The organism is Vibrio sp. 10N.261.54.A5 (assembly GCF_041471145.1).
GTDB classification, from domain to species: Bacteria; Pseudomonadota; Gammaproteobacteria; order Enterobacterales; family Vibrionaceae; genus Vibrio; species Vibrio crassostreae_C.
In genome coordinates this window covers 1-25,118 of record NZ_JBFRNU010000055.1, presented here as the reverse complement: position 1 = coordinate 25,118, position 25,118 = coordinate 1, and the positions used below count along the sequence as shown (strand labels likewise).

Here is a 25,118-nt window from a genome sequence, read left to right as displayed (position 1 = left end):
GATACTTTCTAGATCACCGTATACTTATCTCAATAGAAAATCTAGGGGATCTAGATTATTCCGCTAATAAAGCAGTAAGCATGCCGCTGTATTTCGCTGCTTGCTTATCTTCTTTTAAGCGCTCCGCACGAATGATAGCTCTGAAGTCCATTAGGGCTGCATCAAAGTCGTCATTCACGATCACATAATCATATTCTGCATAGTGAGAAATCTCTGATTTTGCTTCGCTCATGCGTTTCGCAATAACTTCGTCGCTGTCTTGACCGCGAACATTCAAACGACGCTCTAGTTCACCATTTGATGGTGGAAGAATGAATACACTCTTCGCTTGAGGCATTTGTTCACGGATCTGACGAGCACCTTGCCAGTCGATATCTAGGAATACATCGATACCGCGGTTTAGGTTTTCTTCAATCCAAACGCGTGAAGTACCGTAGTAGTTGCCGAACACTTCAGCGTACTCTAGGAATTCACCTTTAGTAATAAGGTCTTCAAAATGATGCTTCTCTACGAAGTGGTAGTGAACACCATTTTCTTCACCAGGGCGCATACCGCGAGTGGTGTGTGAAACAGATACCTTCATTGCGTAGGTTGGATTGGTTTCTAGCATTGCTGAGATCAAGCTCGACTTACCTGCGCCACTAGGTGCAGATACGATGTAAAGAGTACCTTTGCCCATCTGTATATTTCCACTGTTGGTTGGATTGAGTGAAGGCAATAAACCTACACTTTAAAAGATAGCACTGACTCTAATTTTTGTTCCGATGGCGCATCTACTAATTGTGCCGTTGGTTACGTCTATAAAGAGATAACGAGTAAAACTAATAGAAGCAACTGGTGAAAATTAGGTCAGAAAAATGGAGGCGAAGAGTAGCATATTTAGATGATTGAGAACAACTGGCTTGATCGTTATTTATCAGCAAATGATCTTCTCAAAGATCTTTGTATAAATGTAATGACTCGTCATCGGTACTTTTTTATGTGATCTGGACAAAATTTGTTGAAGTTTTAATCTCAATCCTTACAATCCGCGCAAACGATTAAATGCTGTATATATCTAGTGATATGGACTAGATGTTTCTACTACCGAGCCTACCTTGGTGACTACAGTTTTTAGTGTAGAGACCTCTCTATTCTCACAGCATTTGAATCACCAAATTCTTAATTTATTGCATAGGTTTTGTTGTGAGTACCGATTCCACCCTGAAAGCCCAGAACACCTCTGGCTCGCTTGATTCGATGTTTAAAATCACTGAAAGAAAAACCACGATTGGCACTGAGCTGTATGCGGGTTTCATTACTTTCTTGGCGATGAGTTACATTCTGGCGGTTAACCCAGCAATTTTGGGTGATATTCCAGGCATGGACAAAGGTGCCGTGTTTACTGCAACGGCTCTGTCTGCGGCAATCGCAACCCTAATTATGGGCATTTGGGGCAACTATCCTGTAATGCTAGCGCCGGGCATGAGTATGAACGGCTTTTTCAAAGGTCTGCTGTTAAGTGGATCTGTTGCCGTGCTTTGGAATGAAGCGCTGTTCGGTATCTTCCTATCTGGTATTTTGTACCTTGCGTTCTCATTGACCAATATTCGTAAATCGATGATTGAATCGATTCCTGAAGATTTGAAGTTGGCGATTACCGTGTCTCTCGGACTGTTCATTGCTTTCTTAGGTCTTAAGAATGCGGGCATCATCGTTTCTAACCCATTCGTATTGGTAGGCTTAGGCGACATTTCTGATCCAAAAGTGATCATCGCTTACGTGAGCATCTTCATCGCACTGGGTTGTATGGTTCGTGACATCAAGCTAGCAACGTTCATCTCATTCGTTTCTGCTATCGTGTTGACGATTCTTGCTGACGTCTTCATGGGCACTTCAAACGCACCAATCCCAGAGCAGTTGATTGCTATGCCACCAAGCATGGCTGGCAGCTTCGGCGCTATCTTTGATTTCTCTGCTTTCACGCCAGAGAAAATGTTCGACCTACTGTTCATCGTACTTATATTCTTGATTGTCGATTTCTTTGATGGCTTGAGCACCATTGTCGGCGTTGGCCGTGATGCGGGCATCATCGATAAAGACGGTAAGGTGCCAAACGCGAAATCGGCTCTAGTAGCAGATGCGGGCGGTACTGTGATTGGCTCTATTCTTGGTACCACATCAATTACCGCATTCTCTGAGTCTGGCATCGCTTCTTCTCAAGGTGCGAAAACGGGCTTGGCAGCAGTCATGGTGGCTGGTCTGTTCCTAATCTCGCTATTCCTATACCCAATCTTCTCTATCTTCTCGGCTGCAATGGTTGCACCGGCGATGGTAGTAGTCGGCATCTACATGGTAGGTCGTCTTGGTCAGATCAACTGGGAAAAGAAAGAGTCACGCATTGCAGCCTTCTTTACCATCATGTTCACAGTGCTAAGCTTCTCTCCAGCGAACGGTATGGCGATGGGCTTCATCAGCTACGCATTCACAATGGTTGTGGCAGGTAAGCGCAAAGAAGTACACCCGCTTATCTACGGACTGTGTGTGGTGTTCTTAACTTACCTGATTCTGCTTTAAGGCTAATTAGTCACTAAGAAGTCGCTAAGTAAAAGACAAACAGATGGCTCTGCAGTGAATGCGGGGCCATTTTTGTATTTGTTGCTTTTTACCGTTGCTTCTTAATGTTGGTTACCGATGAGTTGATGGCGTTAGCCTAAAGTCGGTGCTTTGACAGTACGCGACTTATATTGATGCATGCTATTGTAGAGACTGGATTAATTATTTTTTGAAGAGTGACTATGCCTTCTCACTTACCTAAATCTTTTAGTAAGCCGTTTTTAAAAGTATTCCACATTATGGAAGCGGTATTGCTGGTGGCGATCACGCTCGCGACCTTGTTTGCGATGGTCGAAGAGTTCATGCATGTCTTCGCTGAACGCCGAGTGCAATTGACCGACATTCTGCTGATGTTTATCTATTTAGAAGTGTTGGCGATGGTTCAGCAGTTTGTGATGAACGGTAAGATCCCAGTGCGATACCCAATCTATATCGCGATGATGGCGATTGCTCGTTACATCACTTTGGGCATGAAAGAACTCGATGCGGTATTGATCGTTTGGTTATCTTTAGCGGCATTTATCTTAGCAGCAGCAACTCTGTTGATTCGAGTCGGTCACCATTACTGGCCATATGTCGATCTCAGAACTAAGCAGCCGGACGAGTAAATTTTTTGAGATCAAAGTCTTACAAATCAAGCCCGGCGACCTAGCTGGGCTTGAATTCAAGCCAACCGAACAAAAAAACATCAATTATTTTCAAATAAAGCTTTACAACCCGACCCAGATCACCAAGAATGGCCTCGCTCTGTTTTCAGAGTTATTAAATGAAACATCAGTTGTAAAGTAAAACCCTTAGTATTGCTTCATTGTTATTCTCAGTGTTTCCCTTGGCTTCATAGATACATTAAATAATTCAAGCTTTCAGCGCATCGCACTTTTGGCGATTAATTTTTTATTTTTATATAAGGGACACATCATGTCTAACAAAACAAACGGCGTAGTAAAATGGTTTAACGAAGAGAAAGGTTTCGGTTTCCTAACTCAAGACAACGGCGGCGCTGACGTATTCGTACACTTCCGTGCAATCGCTTCTGAAGGTTTCAAGACTCTTAAAGAAGGCCAACAAGTGTCTTTCGAAGTAGAGCAAGGCCAAAAAGGTCTTCAAGCTGCAAACGTTGTAGCTCTATAAGATTTTAAGTCGGCGCAAGTTGCAATAGCAACTTGCGCCACTTTCCCAGCTTAATCTTCACTTTCTATACCTCTTCTGCTTTAACTTATTATCTCCTGTTTAGAAATTTTTATTTCCCTCTGAAATACCCTTAATACCTTTTTACTCTCGTTATCCCATTATTTCGTTATACCCACTACTTCGTTACCCCCTTATCGCAATCCACAATCTATACTTCGTTCTAAGTTACTTTTCCGGTTCAACTCTCTGATCTCCGATTTTTGCTCATTTACTTACGGTGATTGGCATTATTGTATCCACAAAAAAAGCCCCTAAAACTAGGAGCTTATCTTGATCTAATCAACACTGTTAGTTAATCAACACTGATTCAGTTAATGGCTATTCAGCGTGTTACTGACAAACTGTTATTCAATATTCTGAATTTGCTCACGCATCTGTTCGATAAGAACCTTAAGCTCTACGCCTGATGCTGTGATGTCTGTGCTGATAGACTTAGACGCTAGCGTGTTTGACTCACGGTTGAACTCTTGCATCATGAAGTCTAGCTTACGGCCACAAGCGCCACCTTTCTTCAGTACTGCATTTGCTTCTTTCACGTGAGAATCTAGACGGTCTAGCTCTTCTGCTACGTCTGACTTCTGCGCAAGTAGGATAAGCTCTTGCTCAACACGAGAACCTTCAAGTTCGATTTTCGCATCTTCAAATTTGGTAAGAAGACGCTCACGTTGCCACTCTAGGATCTCAGGCATGCGTGCACGAACTTTCACTACTTCTTCAGTGATTGCATCTAAGCGCTGTACGATTAGCGCCTTCATGTTCTCACCTTCACGAGCACGAGCATCAATGAACTCTGCGATAGCATCGTTGAATGCTTCAAGTAGGTCTTTGTTGATGGCATCCATGTCTTGCTCTGGCGTTTCCATCACACCAGGCCAATTCATGACTTGGAATGGGTTCAAACGGCTGTCTTCACCTGTCATCGTCATTACTTGGTTCGCAGCATTGATTACTTGCTGAGCCAAACCTTCGTTAATGCTTAGTTCGCCCTTTGCAGCAGGGTTTGCTTCAAAGCGTAGGTTACATTCAACCTTACCGCGTGCAAGACGCTTACGGAAACGCTCACGCAAGATTGGCTCTAAACCACGGAACTGTTCAGGCATACGGAAGTAAGTTTCTAGGTAGCGTTGGTTTACACTACGGATTTCCCATACTGCGCTGCCCCAATCGCCTTTTACTTCTTTGCGTGCGTACGCGGTCATACTATAAATCATCGAATTTTCCTGTCTTTTATCATTCTGAAAATAACGCGCACGCATAGTATCACGATATGGTGTGCTCTCGAAGCCTGTCGCTTTTCACTGTAAATAGCCTTTCGTGATAAATAGCTTTGAACGGTAAATAGATTTGCACGATAAACTGCTATATAATCTTGCCCCAATCAAAACTGTCTCACCCCTTTCTTAGGTGATGCACTCTTTCGATAGTAAATCACTTCAGACTGTTAATAAGGTAGATACCAATGCGTCCAAATGACCGCGCTGTAGATCAAATTCGTCCAATTAAAATTACTCGTAACTACACAGCTTATGCTGAAGGTTCTGTATTAGTTGAGTTCGGCAACACTAAAGTTCTATGTAATGCGACGGTAGAAGAAAACGTACCGCGTTGGTTAAAAGGCCAAGGAAAGGGTTGGGTAACGGCTGAATACGGCATGCTGCCACGTGCAACGCACACTCGTAACCGTCGTGAAGCGGCGAGCGGCAAGCAAGGTGGTCGTACGATGGAAATCCAACGTCTGATCGCTCGTAGCCTACGTGCTGTTGTTGACCTGAAAGTAATGGGTGAAATTATGATCACTGTCGATTGTGATGTTATCCAAGCAGACGGCGGTACTCGTACTGCTTCTATCTCAGGTGCAAGCGTTGCAATGGCTGATGCTATCAACAGCCTACTAGCAAGCGGCAAACTGAAAAAGAACCCAATGAAAGGCCACGTAGCGGCAGTTTCAGTGGGCATCGTTGGTGCACAAGCACTGTGTGACCTTGAGTACGTTGAAGACTCAGCAGCCGATACCGACATGAACGTTGTAATGACGGAAGACGGTAAGATGATTGAGATTCAAGGCACAGCAGAAGGCGAACCGTTCAGCCACGAAGAGCTGATGCAGCTTTTAGCCCTGGCTAATAAGGGCATTGCCGATATCGTCGAAGCGCAGAAAGCTGCGTTGGCCGACTAGTCATTTTTAATAGCTCCCAATTTGGGGGCTATTTTTTTGTCTGTAAAACCTGAAAGGGTGGTACAGGGCGTAAGTTAAGTTTTATTGAGTAAACATAGAGGATGAGCATGAAAGCATATCAACGTGAATTTATTGAATTTGCACTAGAGAAAGAAGTACTTAAGTTTGGTGAGTTTACTTTAAAGTCTGGCCGCAAGAGCCCTTACTTCTTCAATGCTGGATTGTTTAATACAGGTCGTGACCTAGCGCGCATAGGTCGCTTCTACGCAGCAGCATTGGCTGATTCTGGCATTGAGTTTGATGTACTATTTGGTCCTGCATACAAAGGTATCCCAATTGCAACGACGACAGCGGTTGCACTAGCGGATCACCACGATGTAGACACGCCCTACTGCTTCAACCGCAAAGAAGCGAAAAACCACGGTGAAGGTGGCAACCTTGTCGGTAGCGCGCTTGAAGGTCGCATCATGTTAGTGGACGACGTGATCACTGCAGGTACTGCGATTCGTGAGTCGATGGAAATCATCCAAGCAAATGGCGCTGATTTAGCGGGCGTGCTTGTTGCTATCGACCGTCAAGAGAAGGGCAAAGGCGAACTGTCTGCGATTCAAGAAGTTGAGCGTGACTTCGGTTGTGCGATTATCTCAATCGTTAGCCTGACTGACTTGGTGACTTTCCTTGAAGAGAAAGGCACAGACGCAGCACACCTAGAGTCAGTAAAAGCATACCGCGCTCAATACGGCATCTAATACTACTCGTAATTAGACTATAGAATGCACAAGGGGCTGATGATTCATCAGCCCCTTTCCTTTTGGTTCAGTATTCATTATTTATAACGAATGCCGCGCTCCACTTCTGGGTCTTCCATGGTCTTAAAGCGCTTGTGCAGCCACATCCACTGTTCTGGTGCTCTTAAGATAATCTTCTCAAGGTAGCGGTTCATGTAGGCGGCAGCCGCTTTCTCATCTTTCTGTGGATAGTCATCTTCAATTGATTCATCGGCCATGATCTCATACTTGCCATCGGCATTTCTAAAACCAGAACCCGGAACAAGTGCGCATCGGCTCGTATAAGCCAGAATACTAGTGCCTGTTGTAGTACATGCATCTTCTACAGCGAAGAAAGGCACAAACACAGACTTGTTACGACCGTAATCATGATCCGGTAGGTAGAAAAGGATCTCACCCTGACGCAGGATTCGAATCATACGCTTCACGTCTTTACGGTGAATCAGGCGGTTGCCGTTTTGAGTACGACCACGGTATTGAATGAATTCATAAGCCGGATTGTTGTGCGGGCGATAAACACCTAAACCTGAAATACCGAGAACAGCCATTGCTCGCGCAGTGATCTCTAGGTTTAAGGCATGCACACAGCATAGAAGAACACCTTTACCGTTAGCTTTGTGCGTACGCAGTGTTTGGGTGTCTTTATCTACTAGGATGCGCTTGAAACGCCACGTTGGCCAGAACCAGGTAATGCCGGTTTCGATGAGTGCCATACCTGTATTCTTAAAGTTCTCACTGACCATTGCCGCGACTTCATCTGCTGGCTTGTCTGGGAAGGCGAGCTCCAAGTTACGTGTTGCTACCGCGACGCGCTTTTTACCATAGCGAGCACCCAAAGAGCCTAACGATCGGCCTAACAGCAGTAAGAGGCGATAAGGGAGAGCGTTAACAATAAGCGCCAATAACCCAAAACCAAACCATACACCCCAATATTTAGGGTGAAGTAGAGCTAGAGTAAAAGGCGGCTTAGTAATCACGTGTTGTGCTGTGCCGTTTGCTGAAGAAGTTTTCGTCGTCATAACCATCACTTAAGATTTGATTGCCACTTAATTTGATTGCTACTTAATCTGAGCGCTTAGCAGTGCCCAATAAGCATCAAAGTTTTCTGTTGGTTGATATTTGAAGTCTGAGCGAACAAATCGATTCAAGCTGCCTTCAACTTGACCGAGCAGTTGAGCGGCTAAGATTTTCTCATCAACCGGGAATGATTTCCCTTCACGAAGCTTTCTTTCACGCAGGATCTGGCGAAGTTGCGTCTCAATGCGTTCGAAAAGTTGGTTGATGCGATCACGCAGGCGTTCATTTTCAAACATTAGAGCATGACCAGATAAAATTCGAGTCAGGCCTGGGTTACGTTCTGAGAAAACTAAGATAAGTTGTAGTACTAGGCGTATGCGCTCTAGCGTGTCTTTCTCTTCATCCAGAATACGGTTGATTCGAGACATCAACGCTTCTTCAATGAACTCGATCAGGCCTTCAAACATGCGGGCTTTGCTTGGGAAGTGGCGGTATAACGCAGCTTCAGAAACACCCACTTGCTTGGCCAACTTTACCGTTGTGATACGAGAAGCACCTTCGGTCGATTCCAACATTTGTGCGAGAGCTTGTAGGATTTCTTCACGACGGTTTGATTTTCGAGTACCAGCCATCTATTTACTTCCTTTCCTAAAGATGAGGATTGAGTGAAGAAGGATTATAAACACCATTCAATTCTGTTTCCTAGTTTTGTAAGCCCTAGGTCAACAGAATCGAGAGGTGTCAGCAGATTATCAGAGCAAATTTGTGCGTTTATACATTAATAAGCTGTTGGATCTGATCGAGGATCTGGAAACCAAGTGTGTCTTTGCTTTCCAGTGGCAGAGATTTATCGCCGCCTTTCCAATAAAGGTGCAGCTCATTGCTACTGCTATTGAAGCCTTGGCCTTCAACTGAGACGTCGTTGGCGCAGATCATATCGAGGTTCTTTCTTTCCAGTTTACCGCGTGCGTACTTCTCAACATCTTGAGTTTCTGCTGCGAAGCCGACAGTAAATGGGCGACCTTCGGTCATTGAAGCGACAGAAGCGACAATATCTGGGTTTTTAACCATTTGAATGGTCATGTCGTCTTTACCGTCGACCTTTTTAAGCTTTTGGTCTGCAATGGTCTCAGGGCGGTAATCGGCAACTGCGGCGCAGCTGATGAAAATATCGTGTTGAGAAGCGTTAGCAGTAACGGCATCAAACATCTGTTGTGCGCTGTCGACATCAATACGATTAACTTTATTTGGCGTTGCTAATGAAACAGGGCCGCTGATTAGAGTCACTGTTGCGCCTTGTTTCGCGGCTGCTTCAGCCAGTGCATAGCCCATCTTGCCCGAGCTGTGGTTGGTAATGTAACGCACCGGGTCAATTGCTTCACGAGTCGGGCCTGCAGTAATAAGCACAGAACGGCCAGCAAGTGGCTTAGGTTGGAAGAAGTCTTCACAACGGTGCACAAGCTGCATAGGCTCTAACATGCGACCCATACCAACATCACCACACGCTTGCTCGCCAGCCGCCGGGCCCCAGATCTCACAACCACGACGTTTTAGCGTTGCGATGTTCTCTTGAGTGGCAGGGTGGCTGTACATTTGTTGGTTCATTGCTGGAGATACCGCAACTGGCGCATCGGTTGCTAAAACCAAAGTGGTCAGTAGGTCGTTACCCATGCCCGCTGTCATACGAGCAATCAGGTCTGCGGTTGCTGGCGCTAGTAATACCAAGTCAGCCCACTTTGCGAGCTCGATGTGCCCCATGGAAGCCTCAGCAGCAGGATCAAGCAAACTATCAGACACTGGCCTTCCAGAGACGGCTTGCATGGTGAGAGGAGTGATGAACTCCTTGGCTGCATTTGTCATCACGACTTGTACTTGCGCCCCACGCTCAATTAAGCGTCGAGTCAGTTCGGCACATTTATACGCAGCGATACCACCACTAATGCCAAGTAGGATTTTTTTCCCAGCTAGGCCTTGTAGGTCAGCGTTATCCAGTTGATTAACCAATGTTTGCATGATTCTGTTCCTTAATTTCTCTGGGACTTACGATATCAGAACAAAGGATTAGTGCCTAGAAGCAGAATTAGAACAGATTTGACGCTCATCAAGTTGGTGTTATCAAACTTATCAATTACACGGTTTTGCTAGTGACTCGTTTCCTTTTATCTCTACCGAAGGATCTCCGATTACGATCTCATTAAGGTGGTGGGTCGTGTTCATGACTAGTGATTAGCTTTTATATGCCAATAGATAAAATGCCTGCCGAATCGATGCCGAGAGAAAAGTTATTGAGTCGAGGGCCTGATTCTTTGAGTGATGCGGAATTGCTCGCGATATTTCTGCGAACAGGGACACAAGGAATGAACGTGTTGGAACTTGCTGACAAGTTGATCAAAGACTTTGGCTCGCTCCGTCATCTTTTTTCAGCAACGCAGGAAGAATTTTGTGCCCATAAAGGGATGGGGCAGGCCAAGTATGTTCAATTACAGGCTGTGTTAGAGATGACACAGCGCTATCTAGCAGAGACGTTATCTCGCGGAGATGCACTCACTAGCCCTAGTCATACTAAGCTTTATCTTTCGAGCATGTTGCGTGATCGCCAGCGAGAAGCCTTCTATATATTGTTCCTCGATAACCAAAATAGGGTAATCAAAGACGAAGTTATGTTTGAAGGAACCATCGATGCCGCATCGGTTTACCCACGGGAAGTGGTTAAACGGGCACTTCATCACAATGCGGCGGCATTAATCTTGGCTCATAACCATCCTTCGGGTGTCGCGGAGCCCAGCCAAGCGGATAGGAGGATTACACGCCGATTGACCGACGCATTAGCGCTGGTGGACATCCGAGTTCTCGACCATTTTGTCGTTGGAGATGGCGAAGTTGTCTCTTTTGCAGAGCGTGGATGGATTTGAATCACATTTTAGGTTGTTAGTTGCGTTAAATCTGCTATTATTCCGGCCACATTTTTAGACCTAAAATCAGCTCTGATTACTCAAGCAAGCTGCGCTGCACAAAAAAAGATCACGAAATCCGTAAAAAGGATCTGTTCGGGTCTTGAGCAATGCGTGTCAAGTTAGTATAATGCGCGACCTTTGATAGCCTTGTATGGATTTTCCATAACGGTTTTTACCTTCTATTTTAATTGATAGAGAGGTTCGGCCACCAAGGTTGATATCGAGCTGAAACGATTGGAGAAGACATTCATGTCCCGAGTATGCCAAGTAACTGGTAAGCGTCCAGTAACGGGTAACAACCGTTCACACGCACGCAATGCTACTAAGCGCCGTTTTCTGCCGAACCTACAAACTCATCGTTTCTGGGTAGAGAGCGAAAAACGTTTTGTTAAACTACGTCTAACTGCTAAAGGCATGCGTATCATTGATAAGAAAGGCATCGATGCTGTTCTTGTTGATATCCGTGCACGTGGCGAAAACGTTTAAGAGGAATTAAGCAATGGCTAAAGGCATTCGTGAGAAAATTCGTCTAGTATCTTCTGCAGGTACTGGTCACTTCTACACAACTGATAAGAACAAGCGTAACATGCCAGGCAAATTTGAGATCAAAAAGTTTGATCCAGTAGTTCGCCAACACGTTATGTACAAAGAAGCTAAAATCAAGTAATTGATGCTTTTTTTGCTCTTCTTCAGTAGAAGAAAGAATTGAAAAACCCAGTTTAATCGCTGGGTTTTTTTATATCTACAATTTGAGGAACTCAATTATTCTTGCTTGATATAGCCTCTGATAGATAGAAATCTGTACAACATAGAAAGTATTGCCACTTTCACGATATACTGAATGTTCAATAGGTTAGATGAGCAGAATCAGATGAGATATCGTGGACGCCGGTGGAACAACATACTCATGTTCAGTGTGATCGCTTTTATTGGCGTGTTAAACCTTCCAACATTGATCAAAGCGTACCTTATCGAGCCTGAACCGCAGGTTGATAGCCCTTATCCTTATCTCCTGAACCCAACAGCAAAGCTTCAAGCGTTACACTTTGCTAAGTGGTCTGTCATTCAACAAGATAATCAATGGGTTTACCAGTTCGAAGATACTGACTTTCCTCAAGCCACCAATGCACAAGAGCTATCACAACGTTGGAAAGAGCTTGTGGGCACGGAAGTCGACTCACAGACCTACACAGACCTTACGCCTCGGTTAAATACACCACACACCATCGAAGTATGGTATCAAGACCAAGAAGAGCCCCAGCGTATTACCTATTATCAATTGCCTAAGTTCTGGTTGTTAAAAAACTGGAATGATCAGTGGTTGGCGGTGTCTATTGAAGAGAGCTACCTGTTTCCAAGCTTTAACGCTAACCACTCCTCTAAATCGGACGACTAACTATGCCTGAATTACCCGAAGTCGAAGTAAGCAGAATGGGGATCTCGCCTCATTTAGTCGGCGAGACCATTAAAACGCTTACCTTTCGCACGCCGAAGCTGCGTTGGGATATCCCACAAGAGCTCAAAGCATTAGAAGGGCAGGTGATTCGCTCTATCTCGCGCCGTGCAAAGTACCTATTGATTGAAACGGATACTGGCACTGCCATTGTTCACCTTGGTATGTCTGGCTCACTACGCGTATTAGATGCTGACTTCCCAGCAGCAAAGCACGATCACGTGGATCTTAAGCTCACTAATGGAAAAGTACTACGCTACAACGATCCACGTCGTTTTGGCGCTTGGCTGTGGTCTGCTCCCGACGAAACACACCCTGTGTTACTCGGTTCTGGCCCTGAACCACTAACCGATGACTTCAACGCTGACTACATTGCTGAGAAAGCAGAAAAGCGTAAAGTGGCCGTCAAGCAGTTCATCATGGACAATAAGGTGGTGGTGGGTGTCGGGAATATCTACGCCAACGAAGCGCTATTTGCTTCACGTATTAGCCCTTTGCGCCCTGCAAGCAAAGTGACAAAACAAGAGTGGGTCTTGTTGACCAAAGAGATCAAACAAGTGCTCGCCACCGCCATTAAACAAGGCGGTACTACGCTAAAAGATTTCGCACAAGCAGATGGCAAACCGGGGTATTTCGCCCAAGAGCTGCAAGTGTATGGCAAAGCAGGCGAAAAGTGCCCTACTTGTGAAGCTCTTATTCAAGAGTTAAAAATAGGGCAGAGGAACACGTTTTATTGTGAAGAGTGCCAAGTATAAAAAAACTGAACTTATGTTCACTTTTTTACGCTAGTAGATAGGCAGGCTAATAGCTACAATTACACTAATGATATGAATTGAGAATAGTAGAATGAAATATTTAGTAACTGGCGTTGCCGGGTTTATTGGCTCTGCAGTTTCAGAGCGACTATGCGCAGCAGGACATAAGGTTGTCGGCATTGATAACTTGAATGACTACTACGAAGTCTCTTTGAAACATGATCGCCTAAAGCGCATTGAGCATGAAAACCTGACCTTCATCGAGCTGGATCTTGCTGATAGAGAAGGCATGGCAACGCTGTTTGCTGAGCAAAAGTTTGACCGTGTTATTCATTTAGCGGCGCAAGCTGGCGTTCGCTACTCAATTGATAACCCGATGGCGTATGCCGATAGCAACCTTGTCGGTCACCTAGCTATTCTTGAAGGCTGTCGCCACAACAAGGTTGAACACCTGGTTTACGCTTCATCAAGCTCTGTTTATGGCTTGAACCAGAAAATGCCATTCCACACGGCTGACAGTGTTGACCACCCGATTTCATTGTACGCTGCGACTAAGAAGTCGAATGAGTTGATGGCACACACTTACTCGCATTTATATGACGTACCAACGACAGGCTTACGCTTCTTTACCGTTTACGGCCCTTGGAGCCGCCCTGATATGGCGATGTTCAAGTTTGCGAATCTAATCGTAGTGGGTAAAGAGATCGACATTTACAACAATGGCGACATGATGCGCGACTTCACTTATATCGATGATATTGTTGAAGGTATTATTCGTGTGCAAGACCGAGTTCCAGCTAAACAGCCAGATTGGACAGTAGAGCAAGGCTCACCAGCAACCAGTTCAGCACCATACCGAGTGTTTAACATCGGTCATGGTAGCCCAGTTAAATTAATGGACTACATCGAAGCCTTAGAAGGTGCTCTAGGTGTTGAAGCGAAAAAGAACTTCATGCCAATGCAACCAGGTGATGTGTACGCGACTTACGCTGATACGGAAGATTTGTTTGAAGCGGTTGGTTATAAACCTCAAGTGAAGATCCAAGAAGGCGCGAAAGCTTTTGCGGATTGGTATAAAGCTTACTACTCACTATAAGAGTTAGTTTCTCTTATAAAAATAGCGCTCAATGAGCGCTATTTTTTTCGGTGTAGGTAAAGAGAATTACTTGGCAGTCTTCAGCTTTATCTCGGCTGCCACCTTTTGTGGTACAAACTGGCTAATATCCCCTCCGTGTATAGCGACTTCACGAACAATGGTTGAAGAGAGGAAAGCATACTCTTCTGAAGGGGTCAGAAATACGCTTTCAAGGCCAGGTAGGAGCTTACGATACATGCTAGTGAGACCAAACTCGTACTCAAAGTCCATGGTTGTTCTTAGACCACGTACTAATACGTTTGCTTGCTGCTGTTTAGCAAAGTCGACTAGTAACCCTGAGAATCCCTCTACAGATACGTTAGGTAAGTGAGACACCGCATCACGTAACAACTCTACACGTTCATCTAACTCAAACATGGTTTTTTTACTTGGGCTCGCTGCTACTCCAACAGTGATATGGTCAAACATGCTAGCGGCACGAACAATGATATCAAGGTGGCCATTGGTCACCGGATCAAAAGTTCCTGGATAAATAACGTGTGTGCTCATTTTAGCTGTCCTTGCTTAATGTAGTGTTCGAATTCGGTGCTTTACTAGAGTTTAAGGCCTTATCGAGTTGCTGCTTTACCATATCGAGTGTGATGTCTTTCATCAGGTCATCGCCTTTAGCACGGGTTCCCCATGGAAGGTCTGCGACTGGTTTACCTTGTTGTGCTTCTACGTGCTGTTGATAAACACTCACTACGATATCGAGATCGTTGTAAGGTCCTGTTCTACGAGGGTCGCTGTGTGCGTACAAGCCGATTACAGGCGTTGACTGCGTAGTTGCCAAGTGGGCTGGGCCAGTATCAGGTGCCAATACCACCGTTGCATGTTTCAGTACGGCAGTCAGTTGCTTCAAGTTCGTTTTGCCAATCAAGTTGGTTACTGGCGACTGGCATAATTTTTCGATGTCGCTACCAAGGTTAACTTCTCTTGGTGCCGGAGAACCACATAACACCACTTGCATGCCTTGTTCGACAGCATAATCAGCAATAGCTGCATATCGCTCAGTTAACCAATTGCGTGAATCTTTGCTTGCAGCTGGGGAGATAACCAAGGTCGGCTTGTCTGCCATGGTGCTAATTGCGAGTTGTTCATCTTCAGGTGTTAAAGGGATATCCCATTGAGGCTTATCGAAGGGGGCACCAATGTAGCGAGCAAATTCGGCAAAGTTATCCAACACATGAAACTTATCTGAAATAGGTAGATGGTGGTTGGTAAAGAGTGACTGCATTTCACGAGTACGGTTTTTGCCAAATCCCACTTTGCACTTCGCCTTTATTCCCCAAGATAGCACGCTGGCTCTGAGTGCGGCTTGCATATGCAGAAGTGCATCAAATTTACGATCAGATAGCTGACGCCATAATTCACGCATTCCTTTGAAGCCTTGTTTCTTATCGAAAACAATCACCTCAATACCGGGTAGATCGCCGATCAGCATGGCTTCTATTTTGCCCGTTATCCAAGTGATTTTCGTTTCAGGCCACTGCTTCTGGATGGCTTGAACCACAGAAATAGCATGACAAACATCGCCAATCGCGGAGAGGCGAAGTATGCAAAGAGATTGAGGTGCAGTTGAGAACAGTGACATAAAGTGCCCGAAAAAAGTGAATAACATCAGAATTATGCAGATACTCGCATTAGTTGTAAAATAGCAATGACGAAAAGCGACCCAAAGGCCTCATAGATGGAAACGATTAGCACCAAGAACCAAACAATTTGGTACGACCCTGAACTTTTGGCTCAGGTACCAGAGGGCGATATCGCTCAGATTTTTGAGGCTGAATATTGGCAGCAACAAGACGCCATTTCAGGCAGTGCTCAAGGACGCGGTACCACATGGTTCATTCAGCTTGATGGAATACAGGCCGCATTGCGCCATTATCGCCGTGGCGGATTGTTTGGGAAGCTAGTCGAAGACCAATATCGCTTCTCTGATTGGGAAAGCACGCGCTGTGCGATGGAGCTTAATGTTCTCAAGGCATTGGCAAACTCAGGTGTGAATGTACCGAAGCCCATTGCTGCTAGAGCCATTAAAAGCGGACTACTTTATCGAGCGGACTTAATGTCTGAACGAATTCCCAATGCCAAAGATCTGGTTGATGTCTTGGTCAATGGCCCGATAGATGCGGATGTTTATCGTCGAATTGGCCAAGAGGTACGCAAGATGCACGATGCTGGGGTTAATCATACCGATCTCAACATTCATAATATCCTGCTTGATGACTCGCAAAGGGTGTGGATTATTGACTTTGATAAGTGTGGTCAGCAAGCGGGTGATGACTGGAAAGAAGGCAACTTGAATCGCTTAAAGCGCTCGTTCTTAAAAGAAGTGAACAAGCGCCAGATTCAATGGCAAGAGTCGGATTGGGAGCCGATATTAAAGGGTTATCAAGGTTAGATGTTAAAGGGCTACCAAGGCTAATTAGGTCAAATAGTTGTTAGCTAAGAATGTATTCCAAGGTTTTATCCAACGCCCCTCGGTTCTGCTCAACTATTTGATAAGCCGCTAAGCCTTTAGTTTTGCGCAGCTCTGATTGTTTGAACAGTCGTTGGAGTTGGCCTGCGATATCTTGGCTATCTTGACATATAACCACGGCATTGGCTTCCAGTAGCTTGTCTGTGATCTCGCTGAAGTTAAAGTAGCTAGGACCATTCAATAAAGGTAGTTGTAGGGCTGCTGGTTCTAGAAGATTGTGGCCACCTACCTTATCGCCTACAAGGCTTCCTCCCATAAAACACACATCAGCACCACCGAGTAAGGTCAACATTTCTCCCATCGTATCAGCAATATACACTTCAACATCCGAGGCGATAGGTTGTTGACTTGTTCGAGTGATGGTGTTGAATTCTTGCTGTTTAGCCAGTTCCGTCACTTGGCTGAATCGTTCAGGGTGACGAGGTACAATCATCAATAACGCTCTTGGTTTGTCTTTTAGAAGTTGCTTATGAGCATCTAAAACAATTTCATCTTCACCTTGGTGGGTACTCGCAGCAATCCAGACATCACGATTAAAGCCGACTTGATCCCTCAAAGCTTTACCTTTTTCTACTTGTTCAGAAGAGACTTCAATATCAAACTTGATTGAGCCTGTCACATGCACCGATGCTTTATCTAACCCTAATCGTATAAAACGCTCAGCATCACTTGGGTATTGGCAGAGTACTTGAGAAAGGTTTTTCGCTAGAAGGTTAAAGACGGATTGGAATTTAGCATAGCGCTGGCACGAGCGCTCAGATAGGCGAGCGTTGAGTACTGAAATAGGAATCCCAGCTTTCGCGACGCAATGTAACGTGTTTGGCCAAAGCTCTGTTTCCATAATCAACATTTGCTTTGGTTTTACTGATTTAAGGAAGCCTCGTACACACCAAGAAAAATCAATCGGCATGTAGCGATGTTCGACCAAATCACCGAGTTTTTCTATCTGCTCTGCACCCGTGCTGGTTGTGGTGGTAACGATAATGGCTTGGTTTGGATTGCGTCGCTTCAGTTGCTTTATGATCGGTACGGCGGCAATCGATTCACCAACCGATACTGCGTGAATCCAGATAGGATTCTTACCTTGAGTTTGCGGTGTGATCCCGAAATGTTCTTTCCAACGCTGACCAAAACTTGGCTTTCCAGGTTTGCTCTTATAAAGCCCATACAGCAGTAGCGGAGAAGCTAATGACAATATGAGAGTATAGATAAGTCGTATAAGCATAAGAACAGTGACACCAGAAGGCAAAATCAATATTCAGAAGAGTATTTTCTTCAATCTCGAAAGTAAAGAGCGTTATAATTAAATGCTTAGTTGCGCTTTCAAACGGACATGGTGAATTTTATCTCATCGCTTATGCAAACCGATCAAACCTATCGTTTCTTGCTCTATGTCGAGCAAAATTATTCATTTGCTATTCTTCGCCCATTCTATGATTACGCGAAGCAACTCGGCCATGAGGTTAAGTGGTTGCTTGTTGGTGAAGACGCTTCTGAACATCTTTTACTGGATCAAGAGCAGAGCGTCTCTTTGACAGAAGCTATTGCCTTTAATCCTTCTGCCGTTCTAGTGCCCGGCGATCGTGTTCCAGCGTTTATTCCAGGGTTGAAGGTACAAGTATTTCATGGTTTGAACGAGAGCAAACGTGGGAACTTATACCCTGAACGTGGTCTATTTGATTTGTATTGCACCGAAGGCCATGAAAGAACAAGCTCGCTTGAGCCGCTAGCTAAGCAGCGCGGCTATTTTCAAGTTAAAGAGACCGGGTGGCTGAAGCTCGATAGCTTGTTTAATTATCAAACCAGTGACAAGCATTTTGAAAGACCTCAAATTCTATTCGCTTCCACTTTTTCGCCAAGTTTATCCTGTGCTGAATTGGTTTATGAAGAGCTTAAGCGCCTAAGCAAACTGAGCCAGTGGCAATGGTTAGTCACATTGCATCCTAAAATGAAGCAAGAGACACGAGAAAAATACCAGGCGTTGGAAGGGGACAACCTTCTGTTCTTCGACAATGATCGAGTGATTGAAATGCAGCATCGTGCTGATGTGATGGTATGTGACAACTCATCGATCTTTCAGGAGTTTTTGTTGCTCAATAAGCCGGTTGTTACGGTAAATAACCGAGAGCCTCAAGCGAGCTTCATCAATATTACCCAAGCAGAGCAGTTAGAATCAGCAATTCAACAAGCTATGCTGCCTGATGAAACAAGAGATAAAGCCATTGCTAATTATGGTCCGTCAATAACGCCATATTTGGACGGTCAATCCTCAGCGAGAGTTCTGAGTGCTATTACGGATGTGCTAGAAAGCGGTTGGCAGGATAAAAAACCAAAAAATTGGATTCGTAACTTTAAAATCCGTAAATCATTAAACTATTGGAAATTCTAGGGCTGAATAATGAGAAAACATACCCTGTCTGTCATTGTTATTACCAAGAATGAAGAAGACCGAATTGAAACTTGCCTAAAATCTGTGGTTGATATTGCCGATGAGCTAATTGTGTTAGACAGCGGATCAACGGACGCAACCGTTGAGATATGCCAAAAATATACAGATAACGTGACAATCACAGATTGGCCTGGCTTTGGTAAGCAAAAACAGCGAGCGCTAGATAAAGCGACATGTGATTGGGTGCTATCAATTGATGCTGACGAAGCTCTCGATAAAGAGATGAGCGACGCTCTTGTTGAACTATTAAAACAAGATCAAATCAAACACACTGCGTACAAACTGCCTTGGGGAGTGACTCTTTATGGCACGACTCTAAAACATGGCCGCAGTGCTCGTGCAGTATTAAGACTGTTTAAGAGAGAAGGCTCTCGATATACGTTAGACGAGGTTCACGAGACCGTCGTTCCTGAGCAAGGTTCTACAGGTGTACTGAAGGGGTTTCTTCTTCATTACACCCATCGCGATTATGGTCATGGTTTAGACAAAGCAGCGCAGTACGCTTGGCTTGGATCGCAAAAGTACCATCGCAAAGGTAAGAAATCACACGGCTTATTTTTAGCTTTATTACGTGCAATATGGACGTTCTTCCTTGTGTATATCATTCGCCGTGGCTTTATGGATGGCAGTGTCGGCTTCATTATGGCGATGACTTACGCTCAAGTGAATTTCAATAAATACGTCGGTTTGTGGATTCTTGAAAACCGCTCAGATGACCGCTCAAACGACCAAGCCAAATAGGAACCGAGAGATGAAGATTTTAGTTTGTGCATCTTACTTACATGCATGGAATAGTTTGCGTCCAGAAGCTGCGATTTTTATCGAACTAGCTCGTCAAGGGCATCAAGTGACGATAATGACTCAGGGAGAATCTGAGCACGTATCGAAGCTAGAAGAGCATGGTATCCGAGTAGTAGATGGCTATCCGAAACGTAAAATTTGTTTTGACACCATTAAAAAGATTCGCCACGAGCTGAAAACTCATGATTACGACATCTGCTATGCTTTTAACTCAAAGACGATACCTAATGCGGCGTTTGCGTGTATTGGTTTCAACGTTAAATTAGTCGTTTATCGAGGCACTACTGGCGGGTTATATCGACATGACCCTAGTGCTTATTTAACTCAACTTCACCCTCGTGTAGACGGCATTGTCTGTGTTTCAGAAGCGGTGCGACAAGACGTGGTAAAACGAGTTTGGAAGAACAAAGATAACGTTGTTACCATATACAAAGGGCATGAATTGGATTGGTATAAAGTACCACCAACCGAGCGTTCTGAGTTTGGTTTGAATGAAGATGATGTCGTCGCGATTACTGCAGCGCACGTAAGGCCAAGTAAGGGCATCTCTGTCTTACTTGAGTCGACCAAATACATTACTGCACCGAACTTCCATTTGATCTTAGCGGGCAGCGGTTATGAGACTCATTTTGATGAGATGAAAGCAAGTCCTATGAGTGAGCGTATTCACTACATTGGTCATCGTACTGACATCCCTTCAATCATGTGTATGGCTGACTTTCAAGTTCAGCCATCGATTAGCGGAGAAGGGCTACCACGCACTATTGTTGAAGCAATGGCCAATGGCACTACTTCTGTAGTTACGACTACTGGTGGAGCCCCTGAACTCGTTGTAGATGGCGAGACGGGTTATATTGTCCCAACTGGTGACGCTAAAGCGTTGGGCGATGCTATGGACAAGCTCGCACAAGACAAGGCCAAGTGCACAGCCATGAGTGAAGCGGCTAAGAAGCGCCTAGATGAAAACTTTAGTTCACGAGTGACAGTGAAGAAGCATTTGGAGTTTTTTGAGAAACTACTAGCCAGGTAGTTAGAAATTAATTTGAATTTAAAATTCTGAGTCTACAGACTAAGAATATAAAAGACATAATAGAGTAGTTGAATATGCTAAATAACAAAACAGTTTTAATTACAGGTGGCACAGGTTCATTTGGTAAACAGTTCATTAAAACGATTTTAGAACGTTACCAAGATGTAAAGAAAATCATCATTTTTTCTCGTGATGAACTAAAACAGTTTGAAATCAAGCAACAATACCCAGCTAAGGATTTCCCTCAACTGCGCTTCTTTATTGGCGATGTGCGTGATCGTAATCGTATGATTCAAGCGTGTGAAGATGTTGATGTCATTATCCACGCCGCTGCGATCAAACAAGTAGACACTGCTGAGTACAATCCGACTGAATGTATTCGCACCAATATTGATGGCGCAGAGAATGTGATTAGTGCAGCTCTTGCGTGTGGTGTGAAAGATGTCGTTGCTCTCTCGACCGATAAGGCATGTGCACCAATTAACTTATATGGTGCTACGAAACTTGCATCGGATAAGCTATTTGCCGCTGCGAACAATATTAAAGGCTCAAAAGACATTCGTTTCAGTGTCGTACGTTACGGCAATGTTATGGGCTCTCGTGGTTCAGTTATTCCATTCTTTATGCAGAAAAAAGAAGAAGGTGTACTGCCAATTACACATGAAGAGATGACGCGTTTTAATATTTCTCTTCAAGATGGCGTGAATATGGTCATGTATGCACTTGAAAACCATTTGGGTGGTGAGATCTTTATTCCTAAGATCCCTTCGTACAAAATTCTAGACATCGCTGAAGCTATTGCGCCGGGCATGGCAACGATGGTTGTTGGCATTCGCCCAGGAGAAAAACTTCATGAAGAAATGATCACTGATACTGATTCTCTCAATACGATTGATTTAGGTCGTTATTACGCGATCCTTCCTTCTGTCTCTTTTACATACACAGAAGATGAGTACATGAATCACCATAAGGCTGAGAAAGTGCCTTTTGGTTTTAAATACAACTCAGGCACCAATACTGAGTGGGAAACGATTGAAGGTCTACGTGACCTAATCAAAGAACATGTTGATCCTAAATTTACAGTGTGAGTAGAACAGTGATTCCATACGGCAAGCAAGATATCAGTCAGCAAGACATTGATAGTGTAGTTGATGTCCTTAAATCTGATTTTCTAACTCAGGGGCCACAAGTTCCTGCGTTTGAAAAAGCGTTAACAGAACATACTGGTGCTCAGTATGCGTTAGCAGTGAATAGTGCAACCTCGGCTCTGCATATCGCTTGTTTGGCTTTAGGTTTGGGGGAAGGTGACTGGTTGTGGACAACGCCTGTTACTTTTGTTGCGTCTGCAAACTGTGGTCTTTATTGCGGAGCTAAAGTGGACTTTGTTGATATTGATTCAGCAACTTATAACATGTGCCCTAAAAAGCTAGAGCAAAAGCTAATTACTGCTAAAGCTACAGGAACTCTACCTAAAGTCGTAGTTCCTGTTCACTTATGTGGTCAGCCTTGTGATATGGAATCCATTGCTAAGCTAGCCAAAGAATATGGCTTTAAAGTCATTGAAGATGCTTCTCATGCTATTGGTGGTCAATATCATGAACAACCAATCGGTAATTGTAAGTATTCTGATATTACAGTGTTCAGTTTTCACCCTGTAAAAATTGTCACAACGGCTGAAGGTGGTGCTGCATTAACGAACCAGAAAGAGCTAGCGGATAAAATGGCTCTCTTGCGCAGTCATGGTATTACACGAGATCCTGAAATGATGACGGAAGCTTCTCATGGTGGCTGGTATTACCAACAGGTTGATTTAGGTTTCAACTACCGCATGACAGAACTTCAAGCGGCGTTGGGTGTCACGCAAATGCAACGTCTTGATGAATTTGTTGCGGCGCGCCATATGTTGTCTAAGCGTTATAATCAAATGTTATCTGAATTACCCTTGGTACTTCCTTATCAACTTGAAAACACGTACTCAGGTTTGCATTTATTCGTAATTCGTTTGAAGTTGGATGAGATATCATTAACTCATAAACAAGTGTTTGACGCCCTGCGTGAAAATGGTATCGGTGTTAATTTGCATTACATTCCTGTGCATACTCAGCCATATTACCAAGCTATGGGCTTTACTGAAGGGGAATTCCCTGAGTCAGAACGCTACTATCAAGAAGCCATCTCACTGCCAATGTTCCATGGTATGACGGAAGAACAGCAAAATACCGTTGTTCGTGTAGTAACTGAAATTTTGACAGGTAAATAATGAACGTTGCTATTATTCCTGCACGTGGTGGCAGCAAGCGTATTCCTCGTAAAAATATAAAGCACTTTCATGGCAAACCTATGATCGCTTACTCAATCGAGGCTGCACTTGCTTCGGATTGTTTTGATAAGGTTATTGTCTCTACTGATGATGCTGAGATAGCCGAGGTAGCGATAAAGTATGGTGCTGAAGTGCCATTTTTACGGCCTTCAAATATCTCCGATGACTATGCTACCACTATGGATGTGATACACCATGCAATAACTTGGTGCGCTAATAATGGCTGGGATATTGGTGATGTTTGTTGTTTGTACGCCACTGCTCCGTTTGTTTTACCTGAAGATCTTCAGAAAGGCTACGAGCTACTTAGAGGAAATAGTGTGCAATTTACATTTGGTGCCACATCGTTTCCTTTTCCGATTCAGCGTGCCATTAAGCTTGATGAGCAAGGCTATGTTTCGATGTTTTCGCCTGAGAACGAACAGGTAAGATCACAAGACTTGGAAGAAGCGTATCACGATGCTGGCCAGTTTTATTGGGGTCGTAAAGATGCTTTCCTGAATAAACAATCGGTGTTTTCCAGCCACTCTAAGGCCGTGCTCTTGCCGAGAAAACGCGTTCAAGATATTGATACCCAAGAAGACTGGGAACTGGCCGAATCTCTTTTTTCAGCATTGAGGTTAGGATAAATAATGAAGGTTACCTTCCTAGTGGATGCGTCACTATTTATCGGTAGTGGCCACGTCATGCGCTGTTTGGTGCTTGCTGATATATTAAAAAGCAAAGGTTTTTCTGTATGCTTTGCTTGTCTGCCTCAGCCTGGGGACATGATTACATATATCCGTGATAGAGGCTTTGACGTATTAGAGCTGACTCCCTCTTGTCTACAAATGACTCCCTCCCATAGCGCTGATTATAAAGCTTGGCTTCAACGTAGCGTTGAAGAAGATGCAAATGACTTTCTATCTAAAGTTGATTCTTCCGAGTGGGTGATTGTGGATCACTATGCGCTGGACCATGAATGGGAAAGTATCATTATAGGTAAGCTGTCATGCGCTATTTTATCGATTGATGACCTTAACCGTGAACACTGTAGTGATATTATTCTCGACCAAAACCTATGGCCGAACATTTCAAAAAGATATTCGGATTGTTCTGCTACTAAGCTCCTTGGTCCTGAATATGCTCTTTTAAGAGAGAGCTTTTCAACATTGCGGGATTCGCCCCGAGATTCAATATCCAATCAACTCTTAGTCTTTTTTGGTGGAACAGATCCTACAAATGAGTGCGAGAAGTTTATTCTTGCAGCAAATGAGTTTAAGAGGCTCCCGTTTAATACTATTTTGATCACGGGGAGAATCAACCCTCGTTTTGATGCTTTGATAAAGCTTAATCAAAAGAGCAATGTTTCTATATACAAAAATTTAGAGAGTTTTGATTTATCTTTAAGTAATAGCAAATATGCAATTGGCGCCTCAGGAGTAAGTAACTGGGAGCGTTTTTGTCTCAGAGTTCCAGCCTCGATAGTTTCCGTAGCGGAGAATCAAGTAATACTTTCAAATTACTTGTCAGATTTAGGGTTTGTTGAATACTTAGGTGAAGGTATAACGACGAGTACCGATACTTATGCACTTGAGCTAGCGCGTTTATGTGAAAGGTGGGATGACATCAAACCTTTTAGTGATTTTGAAGTTGATGGCTTCGGTGCGAATAAGGTCGTTCAAACAATGGAGAGCTTTTGTCGTGAAACAAAGAGTGATTAAATTTAGGCCACTTGAAGAAAGTGATTTAGAAGAAATTCTTGCTTGGAGAAACTCTCCAGATGTTAGAAAAAATATGTACACCTCTCATGAAATCACTATGGATGAGCACAAGTCATGGTTTTCTAGCATGTGCAAGGATAGTTCAAAAGAATATTTTCTAGCAGAGTTAAATGGAGAGCCAGCAGGGGTTGTTGGATTTACTGATATAAATCGAATTCCTAGAATCGCTTCTTGGGCATTCTATGCGTCGCCCCAGGGCGGGATCGCAC

The 25,118-nt window shown here is 44.1% G+C and carries 28 protein-coding genes and 1 riboswitch; of the genes, 20 read left to right on the top strand and 8 right to left on the bottom strand.

Annotation, left to right across the window (positions count from 1 at the left end):
- Positions 1-55: 55 nt before the first annotated feature.
- Positions 56-679: a guanylate kinase gene (gene gmk / locus AB4329_RS17065; protein WP_017062466.1), complete on the bottom strand. Its 624-nt coding sequence runs from the start codon at positions 677-679 to the stop codon at positions 56-58.
- Between the two features lie 348 nt (positions 680-1,027).
- Positions 1,028-1,127, top strand: a riboswitch (purine riboswitch).
- 58 nt (positions 1,128-1,185) lie between these two features.
- Between gmk and AB4329_RS17060 the strand changes: the two genes are divergently transcribed.
- The 3 genes from AB4329_RS17060 to AB4329_RS17050 all read left to right on the top strand — a co-directional run bounded on the left by AB4329_RS17060 (position 1,186) and on the right by AB4329_RS17050 (position 3,726).
- Entirely contained in the window at positions 1,186-2,556 is a 1,371-nt protein-coding gene (locus AB4329_RS17060; protein WP_372131247.1) for an NCS2 family permease, read from the top strand.
- Positions 2,557-2,777: 221 nt separating this feature from the next.
- On the top strand, positions 2,778-3,203 hold the full coding sequence (locus AB4329_RS17055) for a phosphate-starvation-inducible protein PsiE (RefSeq protein ID WP_017062464.1): 426 nt from the start codon (positions 2,778-2,780) through the stop codon (positions 3,201-3,203).
- Positions 3,204-3,513: 310 nt separating this feature from the next.
- Positions 3,514-3,726, top strand: coding sequence for a cold-shock protein (locus AB4329_RS17050; protein ID WP_004735656.1), 213 nt, complete (start codon positions 3,514-3,516; stop codon positions 3,724-3,726).
- A gap of 404 nt (positions 3,727-4,130) precedes the next feature.
- Here the strand turns inward: AB4329_RS17050 and AB4329_RS17045 are convergent, their stop codons facing one another.
- Complete coding sequence (locus AB4329_RS17045; protein ID WP_017059268.1) at positions 4,131-4,997, bottom strand: YicC/YloC family endoribonuclease; 867 nt, start codon at positions 4,995-4,997, stop codon at positions 4,131-4,133.
- A 248-nt stretch (positions 4,998-5,245) separates the two neighbouring features.
- On the opposite strand from AB4329_RS17045, the gene rph reads away from it, so the two are divergent.
- Together rph and pyrE are read left to right on the top strand one after the other, a co-directional pair.
- Entirely contained in the window at positions 5,246-5,962 is a 717-nt protein-coding gene (gene rph / locus AB4329_RS17040) for a ribonuclease PH (protein ID WP_009847983.1), read from the top strand.
- A gap of 107 nt (positions 5,963-6,069) precedes the next feature.
- A complete protein-coding gene (pyrE, locus tag AB4329_RS17035; protein WP_372138851.1) occupies positions 6,070-6,711 on the top strand; it encodes an orotate phosphoribosyltransferase in 642 nt (213 codons plus the stop codon).
- Positions 6,712-6,788: 77 nt separating this feature from the next.
- Here the strand turns inward: pyrE and lpxL are convergent, their stop codons facing one another.
- From lpxL to coaBC, 3 genes are all read right to left on the bottom strand, one after another.
- Entirely contained in the window at positions 6,789-7,769 is a 981-nt protein-coding gene (lpxL, locus tag AB4329_RS17030; protein WP_372138849.1) for an LpxL/LpxP family Kdo(2)-lipid IV(A) lauroyl/palmitoleoyl acyltransferase, read from the bottom strand.
- Positions 7,770-7,808: 39 nt separating this feature from the next.
- Entirely contained in the window at positions 7,809-8,399 is a 591-nt protein-coding gene (slmA, locus tag AB4329_RS17025; protein ID WP_004741428.1) for a nucleoid occlusion factor SlmA, read from the bottom strand.
- A 139-nt stretch (positions 8,400-8,538) separates the two neighbouring features.
- Positions 8,539-9,780, bottom strand: coding sequence for a bifunctional phosphopantothenoylcysteine decarboxylase/phosphopantothenate--cysteine ligase CoaBC (gene coaBC, locus AB4329_RS17020; protein ID WP_017063087.1), 1,242 nt, complete (start codon positions 9,778-9,780; stop codon positions 8,539-8,541).
- Positions 9,781-10,004: 224 nt separating this feature from the next.
- Here coaBC and radC point away from each other — a divergent pair, with 224 nt between their 5' ends.
- The 6 genes from radC to AB4329_RS16990 all read left to right on the top strand — a co-directional run bounded on the left by radC (position 10,005) and on the right by AB4329_RS16990 (position 14,025).
- A complete protein-coding gene (gene radC / locus AB4329_RS17015; RefSeq protein WP_048607667.1) occupies positions 10,005-10,679 on the top strand; it encodes a DNA repair protein RadC in 675 nt (224 codons plus the stop codon).
- Positions 10,680-10,970: 291 nt separating this feature from the next.
- Positions 10,971-11,207: a 50S ribosomal protein L28 gene (gene rpmB, locus AB4329_RS17010; protein WP_004728407.1), complete on the top strand. Its 237-nt coding sequence runs from the start codon at positions 10,971-10,973 to the stop codon at positions 11,205-11,207.
- A gap of 13 nt (positions 11,208-11,220) precedes the next feature.
- The gene (rpmG, locus tag AB4329_RS17005) at positions 11,221-11,388 is read left to right on the top strand and encodes a 50S ribosomal protein L33 (RefSeq protein WP_002535344.1); all 168 of its coding nucleotides are present in this window, start codon (positions 11,221-11,223) and stop codon (positions 11,386-11,388) included.
- A 204-nt stretch (positions 11,389-11,592) separates the two neighbouring features.
- Positions 11,593-12,117, top strand: coding sequence for a hypothetical protein (locus tag AB4329_RS17000; RefSeq protein ID WP_372110047.1), 525 nt, complete (start codon positions 11,593-11,595; stop codon positions 12,115-12,117).
- 2 nt (positions 12,118-12,119) lie between these two features.
- Positions 12,120-12,929 (top strand): bifunctional DNA-formamidopyrimidine glycosylase/DNA-(apurinic or apyrimidinic site) lyase, encoded by an 810-nt coding sequence (gene mutM, locus AB4329_RS16995; protein WP_372112422.1) that lies wholly within the window; start codon positions 12,120-12,122, stop codon positions 12,927-12,929.
- Positions 12,930-13,020: 91 nt separating this feature from the next.
- A complete protein-coding gene (locus AB4329_RS16990; RefSeq protein WP_372138847.1) occupies positions 13,021-14,025 on the top strand; it encodes an NAD-dependent epimerase in 1,005 nt (334 codons plus the stop codon).
- Between the two features lie 66 nt (positions 14,026-14,091).
- Here AB4329_RS16990 and coaD read toward each other — a convergent pair whose 3' ends face one another.
- Positions 14,092-14,574, bottom strand: coding sequence for a pantetheine-phosphate adenylyltransferase (gene coaD / locus AB4329_RS16985; protein WP_010433787.1), 483 nt, complete (start codon positions 14,572-14,574; stop codon positions 14,092-14,094).
- A 1-nt stretch (position 14,575) separates the two neighbouring features.
- Positions 14,576-15,658: a glycosyltransferase family 9 protein gene (locus AB4329_RS16980; protein ID WP_017063093.1), complete on the bottom strand. Its 1,083-nt coding sequence runs from the start codon at positions 15,656-15,658 to the stop codon at positions 14,576-14,578.
- A gap of 96 nt (positions 15,659-15,754) precedes the next feature.
- On the opposite strand from AB4329_RS16980, the gene AB4329_RS16975 reads away from it, so the two are divergent.
- Positions 15,755-16,468: a 3-deoxy-D-manno-octulosonic acid kinase gene (locus AB4329_RS16975; RefSeq protein ID WP_017071073.1), complete on the top strand. Its 714-nt coding sequence runs from the start codon at positions 15,755-15,757 to the stop codon at positions 16,466-16,468.
- 40 nt (positions 16,469-16,508) lie between these two features.
- On the opposite strand, the gene waaA is transcribed toward AB4329_RS16975, so the two are convergent.
- Positions 16,509-17,771, bottom strand: a complete 1,263-nt coding sequence (gene waaA / locus AB4329_RS16970) for a lipid IV(A) 3-deoxy-D-manno-octulosonic acid transferase (protein ID WP_372138845.1) — start codon at positions 17,769-17,771, stop codon at positions 16,509-16,511.
- A gap of 132 nt (positions 17,772-17,903) precedes the next feature.
- Between waaA and AB4329_RS16965 the strand changes: the two genes are divergently transcribed.
- From AB4329_RS16965 to pseH, 8 genes are all read left to right on the top strand, one after another.
- Positions 17,904-18,935: a CDP-glycerol--glycerophosphate glycerophosphotransferase gene (locus AB4329_RS16965; protein WP_017069245.1), complete on the top strand. Its 1,032-nt coding sequence runs from the start codon at positions 17,904-17,906 to the stop codon at positions 18,933-18,935.
- A gap of 9 nt (positions 18,936-18,944) precedes the next feature.
- A complete protein-coding gene (locus AB4329_RS16960) occupies positions 18,945-19,736 on the top strand; it encodes a glycosyltransferase family 2 protein (protein WP_010433802.1) in 792 nt (263 codons plus the stop codon).
- Positions 19,737-19,746: 10 nt separating this feature from the next.
- Positions 19,747-20,826: a glycosyltransferase family 4 protein gene (locus AB4329_RS16955; protein ID WP_372138842.1), complete on the top strand. Its 1,080-nt coding sequence runs from the start codon at positions 19,747-19,749 to the stop codon at positions 20,824-20,826.
- Positions 20,827-20,900: 74 nt separating this feature from the next.
- Positions 20,901-21,914 carry a UDP-N-acetylglucosamine 4,6-dehydratase (inverting) gene (gene pseB / locus AB4329_RS16950; protein WP_372129178.1) on the top strand — a complete coding sequence of 338 codons (1,014 nt, stop codon included), beginning with the start codon at positions 20,901-20,903 and terminating at the stop codon, positions 21,912-21,914.
- Complete coding sequence (gene pseC, locus AB4329_RS16945; protein WP_372138840.1) at positions 21,911-23,086, top strand: UDP-4-amino-4,6-dideoxy-N-acetyl-beta-L-altrosamine transaminase; 1,176 nt, start codon at positions 21,911-21,913, stop codon at positions 23,084-23,086. Before pseB ends, pseC begins: the two co-directional genes overlap by 4 nt.
- Positions 23,086-23,775 carry a pseudaminic acid cytidylyltransferase gene (pseF, locus tag AB4329_RS16940; protein ID WP_372138838.1) on the top strand — a complete coding sequence of 230 codons (690 nt, stop codon included), beginning with the start codon at positions 23,086-23,088 and terminating at the stop codon, positions 23,773-23,775. Before pseC ends, pseF begins: the two co-directional genes overlap by 1 nt.
- A gap of 3 nt (positions 23,776-23,778) precedes the next feature.
- Positions 23,779-24,849 (top strand): UDP-2,4-diacetamido-2,4,6-trideoxy-beta-L-altropyranose hydrolase, encoded by a 1,071-nt coding sequence (gene pseG, locus AB4329_RS16935; RefSeq protein ID WP_372138836.1) that lies wholly within the window; start codon positions 23,779-23,781, stop codon positions 24,847-24,849.
- Positions 24,830-25,118, top strand: a 289-nt coding sequence (pseH, locus tag AB4329_RS16930; protein WP_372138834.1) for a UDP-4-amino-4,6-dideoxy-N-acetyl-beta-L-altrosamine N-acetyltransferase, incomplete at its 3' end; no start/stop codon positions are given. The genes pseG and pseH, both read left to right, overlap by 20 nt.

Excerpts from the sequence above, each read along its gene's own strand:
- radC (WP_048607667.1), top strand. The coding sequence starts at position 10,005 with ATGCCAATAGATAAAATGCCTGCCGAATCGATGCCGAGAGAAAAGTTA.
- lpxL (WP_372138849.1), bottom strand. The coding sequence starts at position 7,769 with ATGACGACGAAAACTTCTTCAGCAAACGGCACAGCACAACACGTGATT.
- pseB (WP_372129178.1), top strand. The coding sequence starts at position 20,901 with ATGCTAAATAACAAAACAGTTTTAATTACAGGTGGCACAGGTTCATTT.
- waaA (WP_372138845.1), bottom strand. The coding sequence starts at position 17,771 with ATGCTTATACGACTTATCTATACTCTCATATTGTCATTAGCTTCTCCG.
- AB4329_RS16980 (WP_017063093.1), bottom strand. The coding sequence starts at position 15,658 with ATGTCACTGTTCTCAACTGCACCTCAATCTCTTTGCATACTTCGCCTC.
- coaBC (WP_017063087.1), bottom strand. The coding sequence starts at position 9,780 with ATGCAAACATTGGTTAATCAACTGGATAACGCTGACCTACAAGGCCTA.
- rpmB (WP_004728407.1), top strand. The coding sequence starts at position 10,971 with ATGTCCCGAGTATGCCAAGTAACTGGTAAGCGTCCAGTAACGGGTAAC.
- pseG (WP_372138836.1), top strand. The coding sequence starts at position 23,779 with ATGAAGGTTACCTTCCTAGTGGATGCGTCACTATTTATCGGTAGTGGC.
- AB4329_RS17050 (WP_004735656.1), top strand. The coding sequence starts at position 3,514 with ATGTCTAACAAAACAAACGGCGTAGTAAAATGGTTTAACGAAGAGAAA.
- pseF (WP_372138838.1), top strand. The coding sequence starts at position 23,086 with ATGAACGTTGCTATTATTCCTGCACGTGGTGGCAGCAAGCGTATTCCT.
- AB4329_RS16960 (WP_010433802.1), top strand. The coding sequence starts at position 18,945 with ATGAGAAAACATACCCTGTCTGTCATTGTTATTACCAAGAATGAAGAA.
- AB4329_RS17055 (WP_017062464.1), top strand. The coding sequence starts at position 2,778 with ATGCCTTCTCACTTACCTAAATCTTTTAGTAAGCCGTTTTTAAAAGTA.
- AB4329_RS17045 (WP_017059268.1), bottom strand. The coding sequence starts at position 4,997 with ATGATTTATAGTATGACCGCGTACGCACGCAAAGAAGTAAAAGGCGAT.
- AB4329_RS17000 (WP_372110047.1), top strand. The coding sequence starts at position 11,593 with ATGAGATATCGTGGACGCCGGTGGAACAACATACTCATGTTCAGTGTG.
- rph (WP_009847983.1), top strand. The coding sequence starts at position 5,246 with ATGCGTCCAAATGACCGCGCTGTAGATCAAATTCGTCCAATTAAAATT.
- rpmG (WP_002535344.1), top strand. The coding sequence starts at position 11,221 with ATGGCTAAAGGCATTCGTGAGAAAATTCGTCTAGTATCTTCTGCAGGT.
- AB4329_RS16965 (WP_017069245.1), top strand. The coding sequence starts at position 17,904 with ATGCAAACCGATCAAACCTATCGTTTCTTGCTCTATGTCGAGCAAAAT.
- slmA (WP_004741428.1), bottom strand. The coding sequence starts at position 8,399 with ATGGCTGGTACTCGAAAATCAAACCGTCGTGAAGAAATCCTACAAGCT.
- mutM (WP_372112422.1), top strand. The coding sequence starts at position 12,120 with ATGCCTGAATTACCCGAAGTCGAAGTAAGCAGAATGGGGATCTCGCCT.
- gmk (WP_017062466.1), bottom strand. The coding sequence starts at position 679 with ATGGGCAAAGGTACTCTTTACATCGTATCTGCACCTAGTGGCGCAGGT.
- coaD (WP_010433787.1), bottom strand. The coding sequence starts at position 14,574 with ATGAGCACACACGTTATTTATCCAGGAACTTTTGATCCGGTGACCAAT.
- AB4329_RS16990 (WP_372138847.1), top strand. The coding sequence starts at position 13,021 with ATGAAATATTTAGTAACTGGCGTTGCCGGGTTTATTGGCTCTGCAGTT.
- AB4329_RS16975 (WP_017071073.1), top strand. The coding sequence starts at position 15,755 with ATGGAAACGATTAGCACCAAGAACCAAACAATTTGGTACGACCCTGAA.
- AB4329_RS16955 (WP_372138842.1), top strand. The coding sequence starts at position 19,747 with ATGAAGATTTTAGTTTGTGCATCTTACTTACATGCATGGAATAGTTTG.
- pyrE (WP_372138851.1), top strand. The coding sequence starts at position 6,070 with ATGAAAGCATATCAACGTGAATTTATTGAATTTGCACTAGAGAAAGAA.